This window comes from Pseudomonas sp. Leaf15, assembly GCF_001421425.1.
Classification (GTDB): Bacteria; Pseudomonadota; Gammaproteobacteria; order Pseudomonadales; family Pseudomonadaceae; genus Aquipseudomonas; species Aquipseudomonas salomonii.
Genome location: NZ_LMKI01000018.1, coordinates 41748 through 62941, shown reverse-complemented (window position 1 = coordinate 62941; position 21194 = coordinate 41748). Strand labels below are relative to the sequence as shown.

Genomic DNA, 21194 nt, shown 5'->3' with positions numbered 1-21194 from the left:
TGACCGATGGCATTGGTAATTTTTGATCTGGACGACACCTTGATCCACGGCGACTGCGCCACCTTGTGGAGCGAACAGATGGGCCGCCTGGGCTGGGTCGACCCGGAGTCGTTCATGCGCCAGAACGACGAACTCATGGCCGCCTACAGCCGCGGCGAGCTGGCCATGGAAGACTTCATGGACTTCAGCCTGGAGCCGATGATCGGGCGCACGCCGGAAGAGATCGAACACTTGGTCGAACCGTGGGTGGAGGACGTTATCGAGCCGCTGATCTACAGCGACGCCACCAAGACCATCGCCCGTCACCGCGCGAAGGGTGACCGGATCCTGGTGATCTCGGCTTCGGGCACGCACCTGGTCACGCCCATTGCGGCACGTATCGGAATTGATGAAGTGCTGGGGATTGATCTGGAGATCAGTCATGGCGTGTACAGCGGCAAGACCGTGGGGGTACTGACTTATCGTGAAGGCAAGATCACGCGGTTGCTGGCATGGCTGGAGCAGGAAGGTGAAAGCCTTGAAGGCGCGTATTTTTACTCGGATTCGCGCAATGACTTGCCGTTGTTGCTGAAAGTGGACCATCCGCAGGTGGTGAACCCGGACCCTGTGCTGCGCGAGCATGCTGAAAAGGCTGGCTGGCCGATTCACCATTGGGTTTGAACGTTTGAATTGAAAACCCAATCCACTGTGGGAGCTGGCTTGCCTGCGATAGCGGTGCATCAGATGAAACATTCTTCATTGATACACCGCTATCGCAGGCAAGCCAGCTCCCACAGTGGCTGTATTTCAACTTGAGATCAGGCCAGGGTCTCGTCTATCACCAACACCAACTTGCCGGAAATCCGGTTGGTCGCAAGCTCCGCAAACGCCGCCTCGGCATCCTTGATCGGGAAGGTTTTGGCCAGTTGCGGGCTCAAGCGCCCCTCAACAAACAGCGGCCACACATGCTGGCTCAAGTCGCTGAACAGGTCGGCCTTGAACTGATCGCTGCGGCTGCGCAGGGTCGAACCCAGCAGTTGGATACGCTTGCCCAGCACCTGCGCCAGGTCCAGTTGCGCATCACGGCCGCCCATCAAGCCGATCAACACCCAGCGCCCATCGAGGGCCAGCAGCTTCAGATCCATCGCTGCATAATTGCCGCCGACCGGGTCGAGGATCACGTCGAACGGCCCGAAATCGCGCAGCCCTTCAAGGCCATCGGTACGCACCACGCCGCCCTGGGCACCGAGTGCTTCGCAGTAAGCCAGGCGTTCTGCCGAGCCGACGCTGACCCAGCACGGGCTGCCGAATGCCTTGCACAGCTGGATCGCCGCCGAACCCACGCCGCTGGCGCCGGCATGCAGCAAGACTTTTTCACCGGGCTTGAGGCCCGCCAACTGGAACAGATTCAGCCACGCAGTGCTGTACACCTCGGGCAACGCCGCCGCTTCGGTCAACGACAAACCTTCCGGCACCGGCAGCACATGACGGGCATCCACCACCACTTCTTCGGCCATGCCGCCCCCGGCCAGCAGCGCGCAAACGCGGTCGCCGACTTGCCAGGAAGACCCCGCGCCCACTTCGCTGATGACCCCGGAACACTCCAGGCCCAGCACTTGGCTGGCGCCAGGAGGTGGCGGATAGAGCCCCGCACGTTGTAATAAATCGGCGCGATTAAGGCCCGCTGCCGCCACCCGAATGCGAACTTGGCCTACATCGCAAGTAGGACTGGGTTCTTCCATCCACTCCACATGACCTTCAACGCCTTGCAATGCTTTCACAGTGCCTCCATAGTGAGTCTGGACTGAGCCCGTAGCTGTAGCGCCGGGCTTTTTGCATTATGCGACCGGATCATATGGAACCGGCTCCCTCAAAGACGGCCTAATATGCGTTATCAATTGCCCCCGCGTCGAATCAGCATGAAGCATTTGTTCCCCAGTACCGCCCTCGCTTTTTTCATTGGTCTCGGCTTTGCGTCGATGTCGACCAATACGTTCGCAGCCAATAGCTGGGACAATCTTCAGCCTGATCGCGATGAGGTGATTGCCAGCCTTAACGTCGTCGAGTTGCTCAAGCGTCATCACTACAGCAAGCCGCCGCTGGACGACGCGCGCTCGGTGATCATCTACGACAGCTACCTCAAGCTGCTGGACCCGTCGCGCAGCTACTTCCTGGCCAGCGATATCGCTGAGTTCGACAAGTGGAAGACCCAGTTCGACGACTTCCTCAAGAGCGGCGACCTGCAGCCTGCGTTCACCATCTACAAGCGCTACCTGGATCGCGTCAAAGCGCGTCTGGACTTCGCCTTGGGTGAGCTGAACAAAGGCGTCGACAAGCTCGACTTCACCCAGAAGGAAACCCTTCTGGTGGATCGCAAGGACGCGCCCTGGCTGACCAGCACCGCCGCCCTCGACGACCTGTGGCGCAAACGCGTCAAGGACGAAGTGCTGCGCCTGAAGATCGCCGGCAAAGAGCCCAAGGCCATTCAAGAGCTGTTGACCAAGCGCTACAAGAATCAGCTGGCACGTCTGGACCAGACCCGTGCCGAAGATATCTTCCAGGCCTACATCAACACCTTCGCGATGTCCTACGACCCGCACACCAATTATCTGTCGCCAGATAACGCCGAAAATTTTGATATCAACATGAGTCTGTCGCTGGAAGGCATCGGTGCCGTCCTGCAAAGCGACAATGACCAGGTCAAGATCGTGCGTCTGGTGCCGGCAGGTCCGGCCGACAAGACCAAGCAGGTCGCACCGGCCGACAAGATCATCGGCGTCGCCCAGGGCGACAAAGAGATGGTCGACGTGGTCGGCTGGCGCCTGGACGAAGTGGTCAAGCTGATCCGTGGGCCGAAAGGCAGCGTGGTGCGCCTGGAAGTGATTCCGCACACCAACGCGCCGAACGACCAGACCAGCAAGATCGTGTCCATCACCCGTGAAGCGGTGAAACTCGAAGACCAGGCCGTGCAGAAGCAAGTCCTCAACCTCAAGCAGGATGGCAAGGACTACAAACTGGGCGTCGTGGTGATTCCTGCGTTCTACCTGGACTTCAAAGCGTTCCGCGCCGGTGACCCGGACTACAAGTCCACCACCCGTGACGTGAAGAAGATCCTCACCGAACTGCAGAAAGAGAAAGTCGACGGTGTGGTCATCGACCTGCGCAACAACGGCGGCGGTTCCCTGCAGGAAGCCACCGAGCTGACCAGCCTGTTTATCGACAAAGGCCCGACCGTGCTGGTTCGCAACGCGGACGGCCGTGTCGACGTGCTGGAAGACGAGAACCCGGGCGCGTTCTACAAAGGCCCAATGGCGTTGCTGGTCAACCGCCTCTCGGCCTCGGCTTCGGAGATTTTCGCCGGCGCCATGCAGGACTACCACCGCGCGCTGATCGTCGGCGGCCAGACCTTCGGTAAAGGCACCGTGCAGACCATTCAGCCGCTCAACCATGGCGAACTGAAGCTGACCATTGCCAAGTTCTACCGGGTTTCCGGGCAGAGCACCCAGCACCAGGGCGTATTGCCGGACGTGGATTTCCCGTCGATCATCGACACCAAGGAAATCGGCGAAAGCGCGCTGCCTGAGGCAATGCAGTGGGACACCATCCGCCCTGCGATCAAGCCGGCTTCGGACCCGTTCAAGCCGTACCTGACGCAGTTGAAGGCTGACCACGAGACCCGCTCCGCCAAGGATGCCGAGTTTGTGTTTATCCGCGACAAGCTTGCGCTGGCCAAGAAGCTGATGGAAGAAAAAACCGTCAGCCTCAACGAAGTCGATCGCCGTGCGCAGCACACCAGCATCGAAAATCAGCAACTTGTGCTGGAAAACGCCCGCCGCAAGGCCAAAGGCGAAGACCCGCTCAAGGAGCTTAAGAAAGAAGATGAAGATGCGCTGCCGGCCGAGCCGGAAAAAACCAAACCGGAAGACGACGCCTACCTGTCCGAGACTGGTCGGGTGCTGCTGGACTACCTGAAAATCAGCAAGCAGGTGGCCAAGCAGTAAATGATGGCAATTTAATGTGAACGCTCCCCAGAGTGTCATCATATAGACATCATTCTGTCGTGAAATGAAGGGACCGCTGGCGTTAAGCCTGCGGTCCTTTTTTTTCGATCGAGATCGCCATGACCATGACCGAACAGCTGAATGCATTGGGCTCAATCCTGGCTCAAGGCAGTTTACACAGCCTGTTCCAACCGATCATTTGCCTGTCCGAACGGCGTATCCTGGGCTACGAAGCGCTCAGCCGTGGCCCGTCCAACAGCCCCCTGCACTCCCCCGTCGCCCTGTTCAGCGTGGCCAGCCATGCCGGGCGCCTCAGCGAACTGGAAATGGCCTGCCGCGAAAGCGCCTGCCGACGCTTCAGCGAGCAAAAACTGCCGGGCAAGCTGTTCCTGAATATCTCGCCGGAGTCCTTGATGGAGACGGCGCATCAACCGGGCCGCACCTTGCAGTTGTTGCGCGACTTTGGCATCCCGCCGAGCCAGGTGGTGATCGAACTCACCGAGCAAACGCCCACCGACGACTTCGACCTGCTGCAAACCGCGCTGCATCATTATCGCGACATGGGGTTTGCCATCGCCCTGGATGACTTGGGCGCCGGGTATTCCAGCCTGCGTCTGTGGTCGGAGCTGCGCCCGGACTACGTGAAAATCGACCGGCACTTTATCGACGGCATCCATCAGGATGCGCTCAAGCGCGAGTTCGTCGGTTCTATCCTGCAAATCGCCAAGGCATCCCGTGCCCAGGTGATTGCCGAAGGTATCGAGCTACCGGAGGAGTTGGCGGTGTTGACGGAAATGGGCGTTGACCTGGTCCAGGGCTACCTGCTTTGCCGCCCCCAGGAGCAACCGCCCCGGGAAGCGCGCCTGATGTTGCCCAAGCAGGACCACACCCACATCGCCCTCAGCGAAGAAGGCAGCGACCTCAGCGCCTTGCTCAACGAACAACCGGCGGTGGATCAGGACACCGCCACCGCCCTGGTGCTCGAATCCTTCCGCCGTCAGGCCAACCTCAACTCCCTGGCCGTGCTGGATGGGCGCGGTCACCCGGTCGGCATCGTGCATCGGCATTCGCTGTCGGATGCGCTGCTCAAGCCGTTCGCCACCGACCTGTTCGCACGCAAACCCATCAGTCGCTTGATGAGCGATGACTTCCTGGCCGTGGAGTTGAGCCAATCCCTGCAACAGGTCAGCCGCCTGCTCACCAGCCGTGCGCGGCAACGGATCGAGGAAGACTTCATCATCACCCTCAACGGTGACTACCTGGGCCTGGGTCGGGTGATCGATGTGCTCAAGTTGATCACTGAGCTGAAGATCCAGCAGGCGCGTTATGCCAACCCGCTGACGCTGCTGCCGGGCAACGTGCCGATTCAGCAGTGCCTGACGCGGTTGCTGCAACAACAGCGCGAGTCGGTGATCTGCTACGTGGATATCGACAGCTTCAAGCCGTTCAACGATATCTACGGCTACGGCCGTGGGGATGAGGTGTTGTTGTGCCTGGCGCAGTGCTTGAACGACCGGGTCGACCCCAGCCGCGACTTTGTCGGGCATATCGGCGGTGATGATTTTTTGCTGGTGCTGGGCCCGCAGGATTGGCGCAAACGGCTCAACCAGTTACTGGATGACTTCCACACCCAATGCCGACGTTTCTACCGCGCCGAGCACTTGGACGCGGGTTGCTTCGTGGCGTTGAACCGCCAGGGCGTGCGCCAGGAGTTCGCCTTGCTGTCGTTGTCGATCGGCGTGGTGCATTTATATCCACAGGCCTGTGCACACCTGGATGCCAGCCAACTGGCGGAGCTGGCCTCGCAAGCCAAGCACCACGCCAAAGACATTGCCGGTTACAGCATCCATGTGATCGACAGCATGGACAGCCTGCACGCTTAGGCCTCGGCGGACTCCGGGTACTCGTACTCGAACACCCGCACCACTTCCGAAGCGTGCCACGACGCAGCAGCCACCCCATCGGACGGCCCGCTGAACCGCCCCAGGCGCTCCACACATTCAAAGAAACCGGTACGCGGTAAACGGCTGGCGCCCTGGCTGATCACCAGCGAGCTGCGCAACGGCTGCTCGGCCTTGGCGTCCAGCGCGGCCAGGTGCTCAAGGGCAGCGGCCAGGGTTTGCATGGCCGGCGTGGGGAATTGCAGGCGCTCCAGCAGCGCGCGGTAGGTGAGCAAATGGCGCTGGCGGCGCGCCTGATCCAGTTCGTTGAGTAACCCATCCCAGTGTTGACGACTGATTCGAAGACTCAAGATTCATCCCTCCAACCTGCAACGCCCAATTCCCAGGCCAGGCTGCGGCGGATGGCGGCATCCGGCTGGCGTTCACCACTTTCAATCAATCCGAGGTACGAAGGGCTGATGCCCACGGTGCGGGCCAGGCTTTCAATGGCCAAGCCCTTGGCCTCACGCAGGCCGCGCAGGTCCGCGAGTGGGCGCAAAGCCTGATCGGGCGTGACCTGGGCGGTAGAAGAAGGAGTGGCGACAGGCTGTTGCTGACCGGCAGCTTTTAGTAGCGCCTGGTACTGGTCCCATGGCAGCACCGCATACTCGGGTGCGCCATCGCGTGAAATTATCTGAATATCCATGACTGCCCCGTAGGATAACAACACTTACTAAGTAAGTTCTTTCCTTAGAAGTGTAATCCTAACAGCCACAAAGGTCGCAGGGGGATATAAGCGTGTTCAGTTTTTTTGCGGGTTTTCCTCGGCCAGCAGCGCAGGCGTCGCAGGCAGCCGCTCAACCACGGCGAGTTTTTCCGGGCGCTGGGCGTCGCGCCAGGCGCGAAACGCGCTCAGTTCGCCGTCCAGGGTCTTCATGACCCATGCCAGCACGGCAATGTCATCGAGCATGCCGAACACCGGGATAAAGTCCGGGATCGCGTCAATCGGGCTGAGGAAGTACATCAGCCCCGCCACTACCGAGATCAGCGCCTTGGGGCTGATAGCCCGATACTCACCGCGCCAGTACGCCAGGCACAACGACTGGAGCAATTTGAGATCATCCTTGAGTTTACCCAGCCGGTTGCCCTGGCTTGAGCCTTTGGCGGCCACGGCAAACAGCAGGGTTGGCAACCGGCCACGGCCGAGCAAGCGTGCGGCCATGGGCAGGAAGCGGGTGAAGTTGAAGGGTGGTTTCATCGGTCACTCCAGTTCCAGGCGACATAAAAGGTTATCCACACAAATTGTGGATAACCTTGTGAACAGAGCCTGTTTTATCGGCTGAAAGCCACGGGCTACAAGGCTTGCAGTCAGATCGGGCGTTTTTTGCGCACATAAAAAAAACCCAAGAATTCATTGACTTGGCATTGATGTGCGGCTACCCGTGACTCGAGTCATATATCAGACTGTGACAGTTTCCAGGGGTTCGGTCGGATTTGCGATCGTTCCCACGCTCTGGGTGGGAATGCCGCCCCAAGGCACATGTGACGCAGAGCGTCACCGGATGTATTCCCACGCAGAGCGTGGGAACAATCAGTAATGCAAACGCCAGAAACAACAACGCCCCGTAAAACGGGGCGTTGTGTATTCAGGTGCCGATTACTTCTTGGCAGCTGGGGCCGCAGGTGCGTCAGGGGCTTCAGCCTTGGCTGGGTCCTTGATGGCCAGCAGCTCCAGGTCGAAAACCAGCACGGAGTTGGCTGGAATCGCCGGGCTCGGGCTCTGTGCGCCGTAGGCCAGGTCGGACGGGATGTACAACTCGACCTTCTCGCCCACGTGCATCAGTTGCAGGCCTTCGACCCAACCCGGGATCACGCCGCTGACCGGCAGGTCAATCGGGCTGCCGCGATCTACGGAGCTGTCAAAGGTGGTGCCGTTGGTGAGCTTGCCGGTGTAGTGAACAGTCACTACGTCGGTCGGCTTGGGCTGAGCGCCGTCGGCCTTCTTCACGATCTTGTATTGCAGACCGGAAGCGGTGGTGACTACGCCGTCTTTCTTGGCGTTGTCTTCGAGGAATTTCTTGCCGGCGGCTGCCGACTCTTCGCTCATTTTGGTCATGCGTTCTTCAGCACGCTTTTGCAGTGCGGCAAACGCTTCAACCAGTTCGTCGTCCTTCAGCTTCTGTTCTTTCTTGCCGACGGCATCTTCGATGCCTTGGGCTACCGCTTTGGAGTCCAGGTCATCCATGCCTTCTTGAGCAAGGCTTTTGCCCATGTTCAGGCCGATGCCGTAGGAAGCTTTCTGCGCCGGGGTTTTCAGCTCTACGCTGGTCTGCGAATCACAACCCGCAAGTACCAGGCTAACCAGGGCCACCGCCGCCGCCAACCGATGCTGTTTCATGCTATTTCCTTGTTCGTGCGCCAAAAGGGCATTCGAGTAAAGTCGCGAGCTTATCAGGCGGCCACGACCAATGGCTACCGGCATCTGAGCAGGAAACTTCTGATAAGTTCACGTGTTTAAAAGCATTTTCATTCATTATGGAGGCCCGCGAAGGATCGCGGGACCATCCGCAACCAGGCTGCTGGCCACTTGCCGCACCCGTGATGCGATGGCATAAGAACGCTACAACTCGACAAGGATAGTTATCTTGCGCATTTTTTCCCGTGTTTTACTCCTGATATTGCTCGCCCTGGGTTTGCTGCTGGGCGTAGTGATCTATTACACCCTCAACCCCAAGCTGCCGGATTACGTGCCCGTGGAGCAGGTGCACTATCAGGAACAATGGAGTGAAGCCGATCGCCAGACCTACTACTTCACGCCCCAGGGCACCCAAGTAAAAGGCCTGCATTACGACTGGTTCACCGCTCTGGAACTGCCGTTTTCGAACCAGCGTTTTGCCACACCCGACTACCTCGCACGCTTCGGTTTTCTGGTCGATCCCAAACAAGTGCCCAGCGCACAAAACCCCGGCAACCTGCCCGTAGGCTTCGCCCGGCACCAGAACGCCGACAGCAAGGTGCAATACCTGGACATCACCTGCGCCGCCTGCCACACCGGCGAGCTGCACTTCAAAAACCAGGCGCTGCGCATCGACGGTGGCTCGGCCCAGCATGTGCTGCCGTCCAGCGTACCGACCTTGCGCGGTGGCAGCTTCGGCCAGGCCTTGGTTGCCAGCCTCGCCGCCACCTATTACCTGCCCTGGAAGTTCGATCGCTTCGCCCACAACGTGCTTGGCCACGACTATGACGATCACAACAAGCAACAACTGCGTCAGGACTTCAAGCAGTCGCTGAACCAGTTCCTTAAAGTTGCCTGGAACGACACCCACCGTGGCCTCTACCCCACCGAAGAAGGCCCGGGCCGCACTGACGCCTTTGGTCGCATCGCCAATGCCAGCTTTGGCGACGCCATCTCGCCGGCCAACTACCGGGTCGCCAATGCGCCGGTGGACTACCCGCACCTGTGGGATATCTGGACCTTCGACTGGGTGCAATGGAACGGTTCGGCCCAGCAGCCCATGGCACGTAACATCGGCGAGGCCTTGGGCGTGGGTGCGACCCTGGCCTTTTTCGACGCGGCCGGCCAACCCCTCCAGGGCGATGCCCGTTACCCTTCCAGCGTGCGCGTGCGCGACCTCAACCGGATCGAAGAAACCCTGCAACGCCTCAAGCCGCCGACCTGGCCGCAAGACCTGTTCGGCGCCATCGACAAGCCCCTCGCCGCCCAAGGCCGCGCGTTGTTCGCCGAGAACTGCGCCGGTTGCCATGTGCCAACGGTCACCCAGGAAAACGGCCGCCCGGTGCAGCAACTGAAAATGCTGCCCGTGGATTACATCGGCACCGACCCCGGCACCGCCAACAACATCGCCGACCAACGCTATGACCTCAGCGCCCTGCAGTGGGACCCGGCCGAACTGGCCAGGCTCAATGTCGAGCTGCACCCCACGCCCACCGCACCGCTGGACCTGCACAACCTGTCGGTGGCCCAAGGCCTGGCCTACGTCACCGCCTTCGTCGAAGCACACGCCTACCGCGCCGCCGGTGTAACTCCGGCCGAGCGCCCCAGCCTGGACGGTTTCGGCCTGCCCATCGGCGTGCGTGAATTGCGCGCCTACAAGGCCCGGCCGCTGGCCGGCGTGTGGGCCACACCGCCATTTCTGCACAACGGCTCGGTGCCGACGATCTACCAATTGCTCTCGCCCCAGGACGAGCGCAGCACCACCTTCTACAAAGGCACGTTCAATTACGACCCGCGTCATCTGGGCTTTGAAACGGCTGCGTTCAACAACGCGTTTTTGTTCGATACAAAAATCACCGGCAACCACAACAGCGGTCACGAATTCCGTGATGGCAAGCGTGGCAATGGCGTGATCGGCCGTGGCCTGCTGCCGCAGGAACGCTGGGCGCTGCTGGAATACCTCAAAGTACTGGGCGGCCCGCTGGAGCAAACACTGCCATGATTATCCGATCTCAATACAACCAACGTTCGCTGCTCGCACGCCTCTGGCTGCGCCTGGGTGCCTTTCTCGGTAAAACCCTGCTGTGGCTGCTGGGTTTGGGGCTGCTGGGTTGGTTGTTCGCCACGGCCTGGTTCGCCTGGCAACACAGCGGCCCGGTGTCGCCGGATGAACAGATCCCGCCCGGCGAAGCGGCCATGACCCAAGGCATCATCCAGACCGCGGTGCGCATCGTCGATCAGCATCGCGAAGGCACTCGCTACCTGCGTGACGCGCATGCCAAGGCCCACGGCTGCGTGAAGGCCGAAGTCAGTGTGCTGGCGGACCTCGACCCGGCGCTGCGCCAAGGCGTGTTCGCTGAACCTGGCAAGACCTGGCAGGCGCAGATGCGCCTGTCCAACGGCAATGCCTACCCACAGTTCGACAGCATCCGCGATGCGCGGGGCATGGCGATCAAGCTGCTGGATGTGCCGGGCAAACAGTTGATGGCCGACCAACAGACGCGCACCGAACAAGACTTCGTGATGTTCAGCCACCCGAACTTTTTTGTCAGTGATGTGGCCGAATACGCGCAAAACATCGGCGCCCAGGCTGACGGCAAGAAGGTGCTGGCGTTCTTCCCCAATGCCGACCCGCGCAGCTGGCAAGTGCGCCATCTGTTTATCGCCCTGGCCACCCTGGCGCCCGCGCCGGCGAGCCCGACGCAGACGACGTATTTTTCGGTTTCACCCTACAAATTTGGCGCGGCCAATGCCAAGTTTCGTGTAGCACCCGACCCACAGAGTTGCCCGGAATATATGCTGCCCAAGCAGAATCAAGACCTGCCGAACTTTCTGCGCAGTGCACTGAACCAGCAACTGTCCACCGACCGCGTGCCGGCGTGTTTCGTGTTGCAGATTCAGCGGCAAAATCCGCAGAAATTCATGCCGATTGAAGACACCAGCATCGAATGGCAAGAGCGTGATGCACCGTATGAGACGGTGGCCAAGGTGCGGATTCCTGCGCAGGATTTTGATACGCCGGCGTTGAATCTTGCCTGTGATAACCAGTCGTTCAACCCGTGGTTCGGGCTGGAGGCGCATCGGCCGATTGGCGGGATTAACCGGTTGCGCAAGGCGGTGTATGAGGCGGTCAGCGATTATCGGCATAGCCGCAATTTGTGAGGTGATGATCGTTCTCACGCTCTGCGCGGGAACGATCGACTTCAAGCCGGCCATAAAAAATCCGTATAAATTCGAAGTTCCCCATAACGATTACGTCGCCTCTATTGAACAACTAATCCCCAAACTCTACCGTCACTTCCTACCTCCAAAACCCGTAGGAAGTCATCGTGGAAAGTTCAACTTTGGGCATGGTCGTCCTGTCAATGATTGCGCTCTTCGGCACCGCCGCGTTTTGCTTCGAACACCTCGCCACCCGCAGCGAGAAGAAAAAGAAAGCCAAATAAGCTGAGCATCGAAATCAGCAGAACCCCAGACTTTCAGGAGATCCCCCGTCACCGGGTGGTCCCCTGTTTTCGTGCGCCCAGCTTTTATATACCGGCTTGATACCGCCCGCCGTAATCTGTGCCCGAGCTTGCTATCAGAGCACCTAACCTCCCTGGCTGACTCAACAAGGGGAGTTACACCGTGCTGACACTAACGTTCATTTATGTTGTGAACAGGCGCTCAGCAACAAAGTCCACAAATACCCGGATCTTGGGTGACAGGTGCCGGCTGGAAGGCCACAGCGCCCAGAATTGACCTTGGTCATCAGAGTGCCCGTCCAACACGGTTTCCAACTGTGTCTGGGCCAGCGCCTCTCGGGCCAGAAAGTCCGGCACGTAAGCGATGCCATGGCCATCGATTGCGGCCCGAAGCATCGCCTCCATATTGTTCAACGTCAGTGCCGTGGGCAGCCGTAATTGGGTGATCGCCGGGTTGGCGGATAAGGTCCACTCCATGATTTTGCCGGTGGTGGCGAAGCGATAACGCAGGCACTGGTGACGCTCAAGGTCACTGAGGGCTGCTGGCCGACCGTTCGTGCGCAGGTACTCAGGCGACGCACACAACACAAAGCGAAAGGGCCCGAGTCGGCGCGCCATCAAGGTCGAATCGGCCAGACCGCCGCTGCGGATCACCACGTCGAAGCCTTCCTCGATCACATCCACCAGGTGGTCGTTAAAATCCAGCTCCAACTCAATTTCCGGGTAGCCCCGCCTGAAGGCGACCATATGCGCAAATAGAAACCTGTAACCGATGGTGGGCAGGCTGACCCGCAACTTGCCACGGGGAGCCTGCATGGCATGGGAGAGCATGGCGCGGGCGTCCTGCAGGTCATCGAGAATTTTCCGACACCGCTCGTAGAACAACTGGCCTTCAGCAGTCAGGCTGACTTTGCGCGTGCTGCGGTGCAACAACCGCACATTCAACGAGGCTTCCAGCTTGACCACATTTTTGCCCACCGCCGAGGCGGAAATGCCCATCGCCCGCGCCGCGCCTGTGAAGCTGAGCGCTTCAGCAGTTTTCACGAAGGCGATTACACCGCTGAGATTGTCGCTCATACCAATGCATCCAATTTGTCCGTTATGTGTGGAATGTAGGCCCATTTATCCGCCATTACATCCTGATTAGAGTCTTTATCTTCACAGGCCCACAGGAATCTCCCGATGAACACAACCGACTCCGCCCCTGGCCGCTATGCCATTCTTGCCGCGATTTGCCTTGCAGCTCTGGTGTTGCCCATGAGCTTTACCGGTGGCGCCGTAGCGACGCCCTTTATCGGCCAGGCATTTGCTGCGCACCCCACACAGTTGGCGTGGATCACCAACGCATTCATGCTCAGCTTTGGTAGCTTGCTGATGGCCGCCGGCACCCTTGCCGATCGGTATGGTCGCAAGCGCTTGTTCCTGGGGGGCATGGCGCTGTTTACAGGTGTCTCGCTGCTGCTGACCGTGGAGCCGGGCATGCTCTGGCTGGATGTACTGCGCGGTGTACAGGGTGTTGCGGCAGCTACCGCACTGGCCAGCGGCTGCGCAGCATTGGCGCAGGCGTTCGACGGCCATGCCAGGACACGCGCCTTCAGCTTGCTGGGCACCACCTTTGGCGCTGGCCTGGCTTTCGGGCCGCTGTTGTCTGGGTGGCTGATTGAACTGTGGGGCTGGCGTGCGATTTTCTTCGCCACGGCACTGCTGGCGGGCCTGTCGTTGCTGTTCGCCGCGCCCACCCTGCGAGAGAGCCGCGACCCGCAAGCGCTGCAGTTAGACCTGCCGGGCGTGCTGACGTTTTCGACGATGCTGGTGAGCTTGACCACGGCGATCATTCTCGCGCCGCAGTTGGGCTGGGCTTCGGTGACAACCGGTTGCCTGCTTGCGGCGGCAGCGGTTTTCCTGCTGGTGTTTATCCTGGTTGAACAGCGTGCGAGCCAACCGATGCTCGACCTGCGCCTGTTTCGCTTTGCGCGTTTTATCGGCGTGCAGTTGTTGCCGATTGGCACCTGCTACTGCTACATCGTGCTGGTGGTATTGCTGCCGTTGCGGTTTATTGGGGTCGAGGGCGCCAGCGCGTCGGAGGCGGGCTTGATGATGTTGGCGCTGTCGGCGCCGATGCTGGTGGTGCCGTTACTTGCCGCGACGCTGACGCGCTGGCTGTCGGCAGGCTTGTTGTGTGCCCTTGGCCTGTTGATCGCGGCGGCGGGTTTATATGGGCTGAGCCTGGTCCCGCTCGGCCAGCCATTGCTGACTGTCGTGGCATTGTTGGTGATCGGGACGGGGACGGGCTTGCCGTGGGGTTTGATGGATGGCCTGGCGATCAGCGTGGTGCCCACAGAGCGTGCGGGCATGGCCGCAGGCATTTTCAATACGACCCGGGTTGCCAGTGAAGGTGTGGCGCTGGCCATCACCGTGGCGGTGTTGAGTGCGCTGGTAGCCCATCATCTGCCCGCAGACAGTTCCCAGGACATTGCTGGGGTTGCCCAGCAATTGGTCATGGGCGACACCCGTGCCAACCTCCCGCTGCAATTGCTGCGCACGGCCTACATCGCGGGCTTCAATACGTTGCTGCAGTGGCTGGCCGGGCTCACCCTGTTCACGGCGGTGGTGGTGTTTGTGTTTCTGAGCCGACGTGAGATTGCACCCGCGCCTGCGGCGCTCGTCGTTGAAGCGCAAAGCTGAATCGCAGGCAAAAAAAAGCCCGCTCAATGAGCGGGCTTCTTGTGGTGACCTGGCGTTCAGTGTTCCAGGTGACCGAATATGGCGCAGCGGACGGGACTCGAACCCGCGACCCCCGGCGTGACAGGCCGGTATTCTAACCGACTGAACTACCGCTGCGCGTAACACTTGAACACTTGAAACGAATGGTGGGTGATGACGGGATCGAACCGCCGACATTCTGCTTGTAAGGCAGACGCTCTCCCAGCTGAGCTAATCACCCTTCGCTTCGGTGTGGGCGGCATAATACACCAAAAATCTGCAATGTCTTGATTTAAATGCAATTTATTTAAAATAATTTCTCTGGTGCCCTTCGCGCCCCGAAAAACGGGGCCTCAAGCCCCAAATGTGAGTCTATTGCGTTTATACGCTGCTTGGCGGCACTGTTAAAAACCATTATCAATGACACCTGAGCCGCGCAACGTGATGGTGACAACGCGTTGGGATTTCTGATCGGCCCATAAAAAAACGCCGCCGATCATCGGAAATGATCGGCGGCGTTTTTTCGGTTTTACACACCCCGGACAGCAAAAAGCCCGCTCATTGAGCGGGCTTTCTGTGGTGACCTGGCGTTCAGTGTTCCAGGTTACCGAATATGGCGCAGCGGACGGGACTCGAACCCGCGACCCCCGGCGTGACAGGCCGGTATTCTAACCGACTGAACTACCGCTGCGCGTAACACTTGAACACTTGAAACGAATGGTGGGTGATGACGGGATCGAACCGCCGACATTCTGCTTGTAAGGCAGACGCTCTCCCAGCTGAGCTAATCACCCTTCGCTTCGGTGTGGCGCGCATTCTACGGAGCGACCTTAAGTCTGGCAAGCACTTTCTTAAATCTTTTTTTTCAGCCCTTCCAATGGCTTAGGCAGGGTTGGCCTCAGCCCGGATCAAGAGAATAATGCCCCCCTTTGTATAAAGGAGAGACTCACCCCATGTGGTTCAAGAACCTGCTTATCTATCGCCTGACCCAAGATCTGCCTGTTGATGCCGAGGCGTTGGAAGCGGCCATGGCCACCAAACTGGCGCGCCCGTGTGCAAGCCAGGAGTTGACCACTTACGGTTTCGTCGCGCCTTTTGGTAAAGGTGAAGACGCTCCCCTGGTGCATGTCAGCGGTGACTTCCTGCTGATCGCTGCACGCAAGGAAGAACGCATCCTGCCGGGTAGCGTGGTGCGTGACGCGCTTAAAGAGAAAGTCGAAGAGATCGAGGCCGAGCAAATGCGCAAGGTCTATAAGAAGGAACGCGACCAGATCAAGGATGAAATCATCCAGGCCTTCCTGCCGCGCGCCTTTATCCGTCGCTCGTCGACTTTCGCCGCCATTGCGCCGAAACAGGGCCTGATCCTGGTCAACTCGGCCAGCCCGAAACGCGCCGAAGACTTGCTGTCGACCCTGCGCGAAGTGATCGGCACCCTGCCGGTACGCCCGCTGACGGTTAAAACCGCACCCACGGCGATCATGACCGACTGGGTCACCACGCAGAAGCCGGCCGATGACTTCTTCGTCCTCGACGAATGCGAACTGCGCGACACCCACGAAGACGGCGGCATCGTGCGCTGCAAGCGCCAGGACCTGACCGGCGAAGAGATCCAGTTGCACCTGACCACCGGCAAAGTCGTGACGCAATTGTCCCTGGCCTGGCAGGACAAGTTGTCCTTCATGCTCGACGACAAAATGACCGTCAAGCGCCTGAAGTTCGAAGACCTGCTGCAAGACCAGGCTGAACAGGACGGCGGCGACGAGGCATTGGGCCAACTGGATGCCAGCTTTACCCTGATGATGCTGACGTTTGGCGAGTTCCTGCCGGCGTTGGTTGAGGCACTGGGCGGCGAAGAGACCCCACAAGGCATCTAAGCAACACCCGCCATAAAGGGAGCACAGTCAGTGTGGGAGCTGGCTTGCCTGCGATGCAGACACCTCGGTCTATCAGTCATACCGAGTTGATGCTATCGCAGGCAAGCCAGCTCCCACATTTGATTAAATTTGCACTTCCGAAATCTGATAACAAGGACATCCCCCCATGCGTGCACTCGCCGCCTTGAGCCGCTTCGTCGGCAATACCTTCGCCTACTGGGTGTTGATTTTCGCGGTGCTCGCCTTCCTCGAGCCCGGCTGGTTCATTGGCCTCAAGGGCGCCATCGTGCCGTTGCTGGGCCTGGTGATGTTCGGCATGGGGCTGACCTTGAAACTGGAAGACTTCGCCGAAGTCGCTCGCCACCCCTGGCGCGTGGCTCTCGGCGTGGTCGCGCATTTTGTGATCATGCCGGGCGTGGCCTGGCTGCTGTGCCAGGCGTTCCACCTGCCGCCGGAAATCGCCGTCGGCGTGATCCTGGTCGGTTGCTGCCCAAGCGGCACCTCATCCAACGTCATGACCTGGCTGGCCCGCGGCGACCTGGCGCTGTCGGTGGCGATCGCCGCCGTCACCACCCTCCTCGCCCCGCTGCTGACGCCGGCGTTGATCTGGCTGCTGGCCTCGGCCTGGCTGCCGGTGTCGTTCATGGAGTTGTTCTGGTCGATCCTGCAAGTGGTGTTGCTGCCGATCGTGCTTGGCGTAGTGGCGCAGCGCGTGCTGGGTGAACGCGTCCGCCATGCGGTAGACGTGCTGCCGTTGGTGTCGGTGGTGAGCATCGTGATCATCGTCGCGGCGGTGGTTGCGGCGAGCCAGGCGAAGATCGCCGAATCGGGCCTGTTGATCATGGCCGTGGTCATGCTGCACAACAGCTTCGGTTATCTGCTCGGTTACTTCACCGGTCGCGTGTTCAAACTGCCGTTGGCGCAGCGTAAATCCCTGGCGCTGGAAGTGGGCATGCAGAACTCCGGGCTGGGCGCCGCACTGGCCAGTGCGCACTTTTCGCCGTTGGCGGCGGTGCCGAGCGCGCTGTTCAGCGTGTGGCACAATATTTCCGGGGCACTGCTGTCGACGTACTTTCGCAGAATGAGTGAAAAGGAAGACCGCCGCGCCCTGGAGCGCGCGCCGTAAACTTGATCGTCTGATCAATTTTCGGCACTCTATCAAGCTTCGCGAGGACGACCTCGCGACGCTCTCATGCGCTTAAATCCGGGGACGACCCCAGCTATACAGGGGAGATCAATATGTCCTGGATCATTCTGTTTTTTGCCGGGCTGTTTGAAGTCGGCTGGGCGGTTGGCCTGAAGTACACCGACGGTTTCAGCAAGCCGCTGCCGACAGCACTGACGATTGCCGCCATGGCCATCAGCCTCGGCCTGCTAGGCCTGGCCATGAAGGAGCTGCCGTTGGGTACCGCCTATGCCATCTGGACCGGTGTGGGTGCGGTGGGCACGGTGATCGCTGGGATTATTCTGTTTGGGGAGTCCATGGCGTTGTTTCGGCTGGCGAGTGTGGCGTTGATTATTTGCGGGTTGGTCGGGCTCAAGATCAGCGCCTGAGCCACTCTCCTATGATCGTTCCCACGCTCCGCGTGGGAATGCATCCTGTGACACTCCGCGTTGCGCCTTTAGAAGCGGACGCGGAGCGTCCAGGGCGGCGTTACCACGCAGAGCGTGGGAACGATCACTACCTGACACTCCCGCGCAACACCCCTACCCGCGCCTGCAACTGCTCAGGCGTCGCGGCCTCCAGTGCAACCGGCTCCCCCGCCACCAACACCACTCGCGACCAGATCCGATGAAAGATCCCCTTGTTCGGATCGCGACTGAAAAAGCTCCCCCACAACCCTTGCAGCGCCATCGGAATCACCGGCACCGGGGTCTCCTCCAAAATCCGCGTCAGCCCGCCACGGAACTCATTCATCTCGCCATCGGCGGTCAGTTTGCCTTCCGGGAAGAGGCACACCAATTCCCCGTCCTTCAGGTACTGGGCAATCCGTGTGAAGGCCTTTTCGTAGATCTGGATATCCTCATGGCGCCCGGCAATCGGAATCGCCCCGGCCGTGCGGAAAATGAAGTTGAGCACCGGCAAACGGTAGATCTTGTAGTACATCACAAAGCGAATCGGCCGACGCACCGCACCGCCAATCAACAACGCATCGACAAACGACACGTGGTTGCACACCAGCAGCGCCGCGCCTTCATCCGGAATCAGCTCAAGGTTGCGATGCTCCACGCGGTACATGGAATGGCTGAGCAGCCAGATCATGAAACGCATGGTGAACTCGGGGACGATTTTGAAGATGTAAGTGTTGACCGCAATATTGAGCAGCGACACCACCAGGAACAGCTCGGGGATCGACAGCTTGGCCACGCTCAGCAGCAGGATCGAGACGATGGCCGAGACCACCATGAACAACGCATTGAGAATATTGTTGGCCGCGATGACCCGCGCGCGCTCGTTTTCGGCCGTGCGCGACTGGATCAGCGCGTAGAGCGGCACGATATAGAAGCCACCGAACACGCCCAGGCCAAGGATATCGAACAACACCCACCACGCCTGACCGTAGCTGAGCACCGCCAGCCAGCTATGTTCCTGGGGTGATTGCGGGAAACCGCCCGAGTGCCACCACAGCAGCAGGCCGAACACCGTCAGGCCAAACGAGCCAAACGGCACCAGGCCGATCTCGACCTTACGGCCCGAGAGCTTTTCGCAGAGCATCGAACCGACGGCGATGCCCACCGAAAACACCGTGAGGATCAGCGTCACCACGGTTTCATCGCCGTACAACCATTCCTTGGCGTAGGCCGGGATCTGCGTCAGGTAGATCGCACCGACAAACCAGAACCAAGAGTTGCCGACAATCGAGCGCGACACCGCCGGCGTTTGCCCCAGGCCCAGGCGCAAGGTGGCCCAGGATTGGCTGAAGATATTCCAGTTCAGGCGCAGCTCGGGCGTGGACGCCGCCGCCCGCGGAATGCTGCGGCTGGCCAGGTAGCCGAGCACCGCCACGCCGACAATCGCCACCGCCACCAGTGGCGCGTAATGGGTTGAAGACATGATGATCCCGGCGCCAATGGTACCGGCCAGGATCGCCAGAAACGTGCCCATTTCCACCAGCCCGTTACCGCCCACCAGCTCATCGTCGTGCAGCGCCTGGGGCATGATCGAGTACTTCACCGGGCCGAACAGCGCCGAATGCGTGCCCATGGCAAACAGCGCCAGCAGCATCAGCTCCAGGTGGTTGAACAGAAAGCCGGTGGCGCCCACGGCCATGATCACGATCTCGCCGATCTTGATCGCGCGGATCAGCGCGTCCTTGTTGAATTTCTCGCCAAACTGCCCGGCCAGCGCCGAGAACAGGAAGAACGGCAGGATAAACAACAAGGCGCACAGGTTGACCCAAATGGAGCGGTCGCCCTCGATGGTGAGCTTGTAGAGAATCGCCAGGATCAGCGATTGCTTGAAGATATTGTCGTTGAACGCGCCCAGTAACTGGGTGATGAAAAACGGCAGAAAGCGCCGTGTGCGCAGCAAGGTGAATTGTGAGGGGTGGCTCATCGTCCGTGTTCCTGCGTGGCCTGAAGGCGTGTAGTTTCTCAGGCCACGACTTTACCTAATCGCGCTTACTTATTCGCTAGTCCTGCAATGCATGGCGAAACAAAAAGCTCACCTTTATAGGCGCCCTGCACCGTGCGCTTGGCCACGATCAGCCACATCAGCGCCAGAGCCAGCACCAGCACGCTGCCAAAGATGCTGAAAAAGCTAAGGTGCAGCAGGCTCGCCAGCTTCAGCGTGGCCAACGCGTAAACCCCCAGCGGGAAGGTAAACCCCCACCAGCCGAGGTTGAACGGGATACCGGCGCGCAGGTAACGCAGGGTGATCAGCACCGCGATCAGCATCCACCACAAACCGAAGCCCCACAGGGTGATGCCCGCCACCACGCCCAGGCCATTGGCCATTTCACCCACACCCGGCAACCCATTGGCGGCGAAGATCGCCGGGGCGTCACCGCCCAACAGCAACATGCCCAACGCGCCGGTGCCGATGGGGCCAAGGGCCAGCCAGCTCGACGCGGCCATATTGGCAGGCGGCAGTTTATGCAGGGCCATGCGCAACATCAGGATGGTCAGGATGCTGAACGCCACCGGCAGGGAAAACGCCCACAACACGTAGCTGGTCACCAGCATCACCAGTTGCGCATGGGCGTCGGCCAAGTGCGGCGCCAGCAGGCCACCGCTGGCGGCGGCGACTTCGGCGGCAACCACTGGCAACAGCCAGACGGCGGTCATCTGGTCGATGCTGTGTTCCTGGCGGGTGAACATCATGAACGGAATCAACACACCGCAGGCCAGGGCCATCGCCACGTCCAGCCACCATAAGGCTTCAGCCAGCGGGATCACCTCACTGCCCCAGCGCGGCAGGCCAAACAGCAACAAACCGTTGAGAATGGTGGCCAGGCCCATGGGAATGGTGCCGAAGAACATCGAGACGGTGGAATGCCCGAAGATGCGTCGTGCTTCGTGGAAGAACATCACCCAACGTGCCGCGTACAACAGACTGAACAGCACAAACAGGCCAATGGTGAACAACCACAGCCCCTCGGCAATGGCCTGCAAACCTGGCAGGCTGAATGGCAGTTGCGCCAGGGCCAGGGCCAGCACGCCGGTGCCCATGGTCGCGGCAAACCAGTTGGGGGTGAACTGGCGAATCACTTCCCGTGGGCGGGTCAGATGACTCAAGGGTTTGTAGCTGTGGGGTTTGCAACTGGTAGTAGTCGAGCAGGTCATGATGGTAATCCTCTTCCTCGCATGAGGTTGAAGCCATCATAGAACCTGATCGA

Annotated in this window: 17 protein-coding genes and 4 tRNA genes; 9 read left to right on the top strand and 12 right to left on the bottom strand. The window is 60.0% G+C overall.

Going from position 1 to position 21194, the window contains the following annotated elements:
• Nucleotides 1-6: 6 nt before the first annotated feature.
• Nucleotides 7-660, top strand: a complete 654-nt coding sequence (locus ASE80_RS15335; protein ID WP_056859663.1) for an HAD family hydrolase — start codon at nucleotides 7-9, stop codon at nucleotides 658-660.
• A gap of 137 nt (nucleotides 661-797) precedes the next feature.
• Here ASE80_RS15335 and ASE80_RS15330 read toward each other — a convergent pair whose 3' ends face one another.
• The gene (locus ASE80_RS15330) at nucleotides 798-1760 is read right to left on the bottom strand and encodes a zinc-binding dehydrogenase (protein ID WP_056859662.1); all 963 of its coding nucleotides are present in this window, start codon (nucleotides 1758-1760) and stop codon (nucleotides 798-800) included.
• Between the two features lie 138 nt (nucleotides 1761-1898).
• Here ASE80_RS15330 and ASE80_RS15325 point away from each other — a divergent pair, with 138 nt between their 5' ends.
• Nucleotides 1899-3980: a carboxy terminal-processing peptidase gene (locus ASE80_RS15325; RefSeq protein WP_442962909.1), complete on the top strand. Its 2082-nt coding sequence runs from the start codon at nucleotides 1899-1901 to the stop codon at nucleotides 3978-3980.
• Nucleotides 3981-4099: 119 nt separating this feature from the next.
• Complete coding sequence (locus ASE80_RS15320) at nucleotides 4100-5863, top strand: bifunctional diguanylate cyclase/phosphodiesterase (protein ID WP_056859660.1); 1764 nt, start codon at nucleotides 4100-4102, stop codon at nucleotides 5861-5863.
• On the opposite strand, the gene ASE80_RS15315 is transcribed toward ASE80_RS15320, so the two are convergent.
• From ASE80_RS15315 to ASE80_RS15300, 4 genes are all read right to left on the bottom strand, one after another.
• On the bottom strand, nucleotides 5860-6231 hold the full coding sequence (locus ASE80_RS15315) for a hypothetical protein (protein ID WP_005786715.1): 372 nt from the start codon (nucleotides 6229-6231) through the stop codon (nucleotides 5860-5862). The two genes, ASE80_RS15320 and ASE80_RS15315, sit on opposite strands and share 4 nt — an antisense overlap.
• A complete protein-coding gene (locus tag ASE80_RS15310) occupies nucleotides 6228-6566 on the bottom strand; it encodes a helix-turn-helix domain-containing protein (RefSeq protein ID WP_056859659.1) in 339 nt (112 codons plus the stop codon). The genes ASE80_RS15315 and ASE80_RS15310 overlap by 4 nt, the downstream gene beginning before the upstream one ends.
• 96 nt (nucleotides 6567-6662) lie before the next feature.
• On the bottom strand, nucleotides 6663-7118 hold the full coding sequence (locus ASE80_RS15305; protein ID WP_056859658.1) for a YkvA family protein: 456 nt from the start codon (nucleotides 7116-7118) through the stop codon (nucleotides 6663-6665).
• Between the two features lie 399 nt (nucleotides 7119-7517).
• Entirely contained in the window at nucleotides 7518-8258 is a 741-nt protein-coding gene (locus tag ASE80_RS15300; protein WP_017136377.1) for an FKBP-type peptidyl-prolyl cis-trans isomerase, read from the bottom strand.
• A 247-nt stretch (nucleotides 8259-8505) separates the two neighbouring features.
• Here ASE80_RS15300 and ASE80_RS15295 point away from each other — a divergent pair, with 247 nt between their 5' ends.
• Nucleotides 8506-10317 (top strand): di-heme-cytochrome C peroxidase, encoded by a 1812-nt coding sequence (locus tag ASE80_RS15295; RefSeq protein WP_056859657.1) that lies wholly within the window; start codon nucleotides 8506-8508, stop codon nucleotides 10315-10317.
• Nucleotides 10314-11477: a catalase family protein gene (locus ASE80_RS15290; RefSeq protein WP_056859656.1), complete on the top strand. Its 1164-nt coding sequence runs from the start codon at nucleotides 10314-10316 to the stop codon at nucleotides 11475-11477. The genes ASE80_RS15295 and ASE80_RS15290 overlap by 4 nt, the downstream gene beginning before the upstream one ends.
• Before the next feature lie 485 nt (nucleotides 11478-11962).
• Here ASE80_RS15290 and ASE80_RS15285 read toward each other — a convergent pair whose 3' ends face one another.
• Nucleotides 11963-12856, bottom strand: a complete 894-nt coding sequence (locus tag ASE80_RS15285) for a LysR family transcriptional regulator (protein WP_056859655.1) — start codon at nucleotides 12854-12856, stop codon at nucleotides 11963-11965.
• A gap of 105 nt (nucleotides 12857-12961) precedes the next feature.
• Here ASE80_RS15285 and ASE80_RS15280 point away from each other — a divergent pair, with 105 nt between their 5' ends.
• A complete protein-coding gene (locus tag ASE80_RS15280) occupies nucleotides 12962-14464 on the top strand; it encodes an MFS transporter (RefSeq protein ID WP_056859654.1) in 1503 nt (500 codons plus the stop codon).
• A gap of 79 nt (nucleotides 14465-14543) precedes the next feature.
• On the opposite strand, the gene ASE80_RS15275 is transcribed toward ASE80_RS15280, so the two are convergent.
• The 4 genes from ASE80_RS15275 to ASE80_RS15260 form a co-directional block, all read right to left on the bottom strand.
• Nucleotides 14544-14620, bottom strand: a tRNA-Asp gene (locus ASE80_RS15275).
• Nucleotides 14621-14647: 27 nt separating this feature from the next.
• Nucleotides 14648-14723 (bottom strand) — tRNA-Val (locus ASE80_RS15270).
• Nucleotides 14724-15096: 373 nt separating this feature from the next.
• Nucleotides 15097-15173, bottom strand: a tRNA-Asp gene (locus ASE80_RS15265).
• A gap of 27 nt (nucleotides 15174-15200) precedes the next feature.
• A tRNA-Val gene (locus tag ASE80_RS15260) sits at nucleotides 15201-15276 on the bottom strand.
• 159 nt (nucleotides 15277-15435) lie between these two features.
• Between ASE80_RS15260 and rdgC the strand changes: the two genes are divergently transcribed.
• From rdgC to sugE, 3 genes are all read left to right on the top strand, one after another.
• Nucleotides 15436-16356 carry a recombination-associated protein RdgC gene (gene rdgC / locus ASE80_RS15255; protein WP_003172886.1) on the top strand — a complete coding sequence of 307 codons (921 nt, stop codon included), beginning with the start codon at nucleotides 15436-15438 and terminating at the stop codon, nucleotides 16354-16356.
• A 166-nt stretch (nucleotides 16357-16522) separates the two neighbouring features.
• Nucleotides 16523-17482: a bile acid:sodium symporter family protein gene (locus tag ASE80_RS15250; protein WP_056859653.1), complete on the top strand. Its 960-nt coding sequence runs from the start codon at nucleotides 16523-16525 to the stop codon at nucleotides 17480-17482.
• A gap of 113 nt (nucleotides 17483-17595) precedes the next feature.
• On the top strand, nucleotides 17596-17910 hold the full coding sequence (sugE, locus tag ASE80_RS15245) for a quaternary ammonium compound efflux SMR transporter SugE (protein WP_017136389.1): 315 nt from the start codon (nucleotides 17596-17598) through the stop codon (nucleotides 17908-17910).
• A 127-nt stretch (nucleotides 17911-18037) separates the two neighbouring features.
• Here the strand turns inward: sugE and ASE80_RS15240 are convergent, their stop codons facing one another.
• The gene (locus ASE80_RS15240; RefSeq protein ID WP_056859652.1) at nucleotides 18038-19912 is read right to left on the bottom strand and encodes an MFS transporter; all 1875 of its coding nucleotides are present in this window, start codon (nucleotides 19910-19912) and stop codon (nucleotides 18038-18040) included.
• A 65-nt stretch (nucleotides 19913-19977) separates the two neighbouring features.
• A complete protein-coding gene (locus tag ASE80_RS15235; RefSeq protein WP_056859651.1) occupies nucleotides 19978-21141 on the bottom strand; it encodes a TDT family transporter in 1164 nt (387 codons plus the stop codon).
• Between the last annotated feature and the right edge of the window lie 53 nt (nucleotides 21142-21194).

What these genes read in the sequence shown, in the direction of transcription:
- ASE80_RS15335 (WP_056859663.1), top strand. Translation starts at nt 7, where the DNA reads ATGGCATTGGTAATTTTTGATCTGGACGACACCTTGATCCACGGCGAC.
- ASE80_RS15325 (WP_442962909.1), top strand. Translation starts at nt 1,899, where the DNA reads ATGAAGCATTTGTTCCCCAGTACCGCCCTCGCTTTTTTCATTGGTCTC.
- ASE80_RS15320 (WP_056859660.1), top strand. Translation starts at nt 4,100, where the DNA reads ATGACCATGACCGAACAGCTGAATGCATTGGGCTCAATCCTGGCTCAA.
- ASE80_RS15310 (WP_056859659.1), bottom strand. Translation starts at nt 6,566, where the DNA reads ATGGATATTCAGATAATTTCACGCGATGGCGCACCCGAGTATGCGGTG.
- ASE80_RS15305 (WP_056859658.1), bottom strand. Translation starts at nt 7,118, where the DNA reads ATGAAACCACCCTTCAACTTCACCCGCTTCCTGCCCATGGCCGCACGC.
- ASE80_RS15300 (WP_017136377.1), bottom strand. Translation starts at nt 8,258, where the DNA reads ATGAAACAGCATCGGTTGGCGGCGGCGGTGGCCCTGGTTAGCCTGGTA.
- ASE80_RS15290 (WP_056859656.1), top strand. Translation starts at nt 10,314, where the DNA reads ATGATTATCCGATCTCAATACAACCAACGTTCGCTGCTCGCACGCCTC.
- ASE80_RS15285 (WP_056859655.1), bottom strand. Translation starts at nt 12,856, where the DNA reads ATGAGCGACAATCTCAGCGGTGTAATCGCCTTCGTGAAAACTGCTGAA.
- ASE80_RS15280 (WP_056859654.1), top strand. Translation starts at nt 12,962, where the DNA reads ATGAACACAACCGACTCCGCCCCTGGCCGCTATGCCATTCTTGCCGCG.
- rdgC (WP_003172886.1), top strand. Translation starts at nt 15,436, where the DNA reads ATGTGGTTCAAGAACCTGCTTATCTATCGCCTGACCCAAGATCTGCCT.
- ASE80_RS15250 (WP_056859653.1), top strand. Translation starts at nt 16,523, where the DNA reads ATGCGTGCACTCGCCGCCTTGAGCCGCTTCGTCGGCAATACCTTCGCC.
- sugE (WP_017136389.1), top strand. Translation starts at nt 17,596, where the DNA reads ATGTCCTGGATCATTCTGTTTTTTGCCGGGCTGTTTGAAGTCGGCTGG.
- ASE80_RS15240 (WP_056859652.1), bottom strand. Translation starts at nt 19,912, where the DNA reads ATGAGCCACCCCTCACAATTCACCTTGCTGCGCACACGGCGCTTTCTG.
- ASE80_RS15235 (WP_056859651.1), bottom strand. Translation starts at nt 21,141, where the DNA reads ATGACCTGCTCGACTACTACCAGTTGCAAACCCCACAGCTACAAACCC.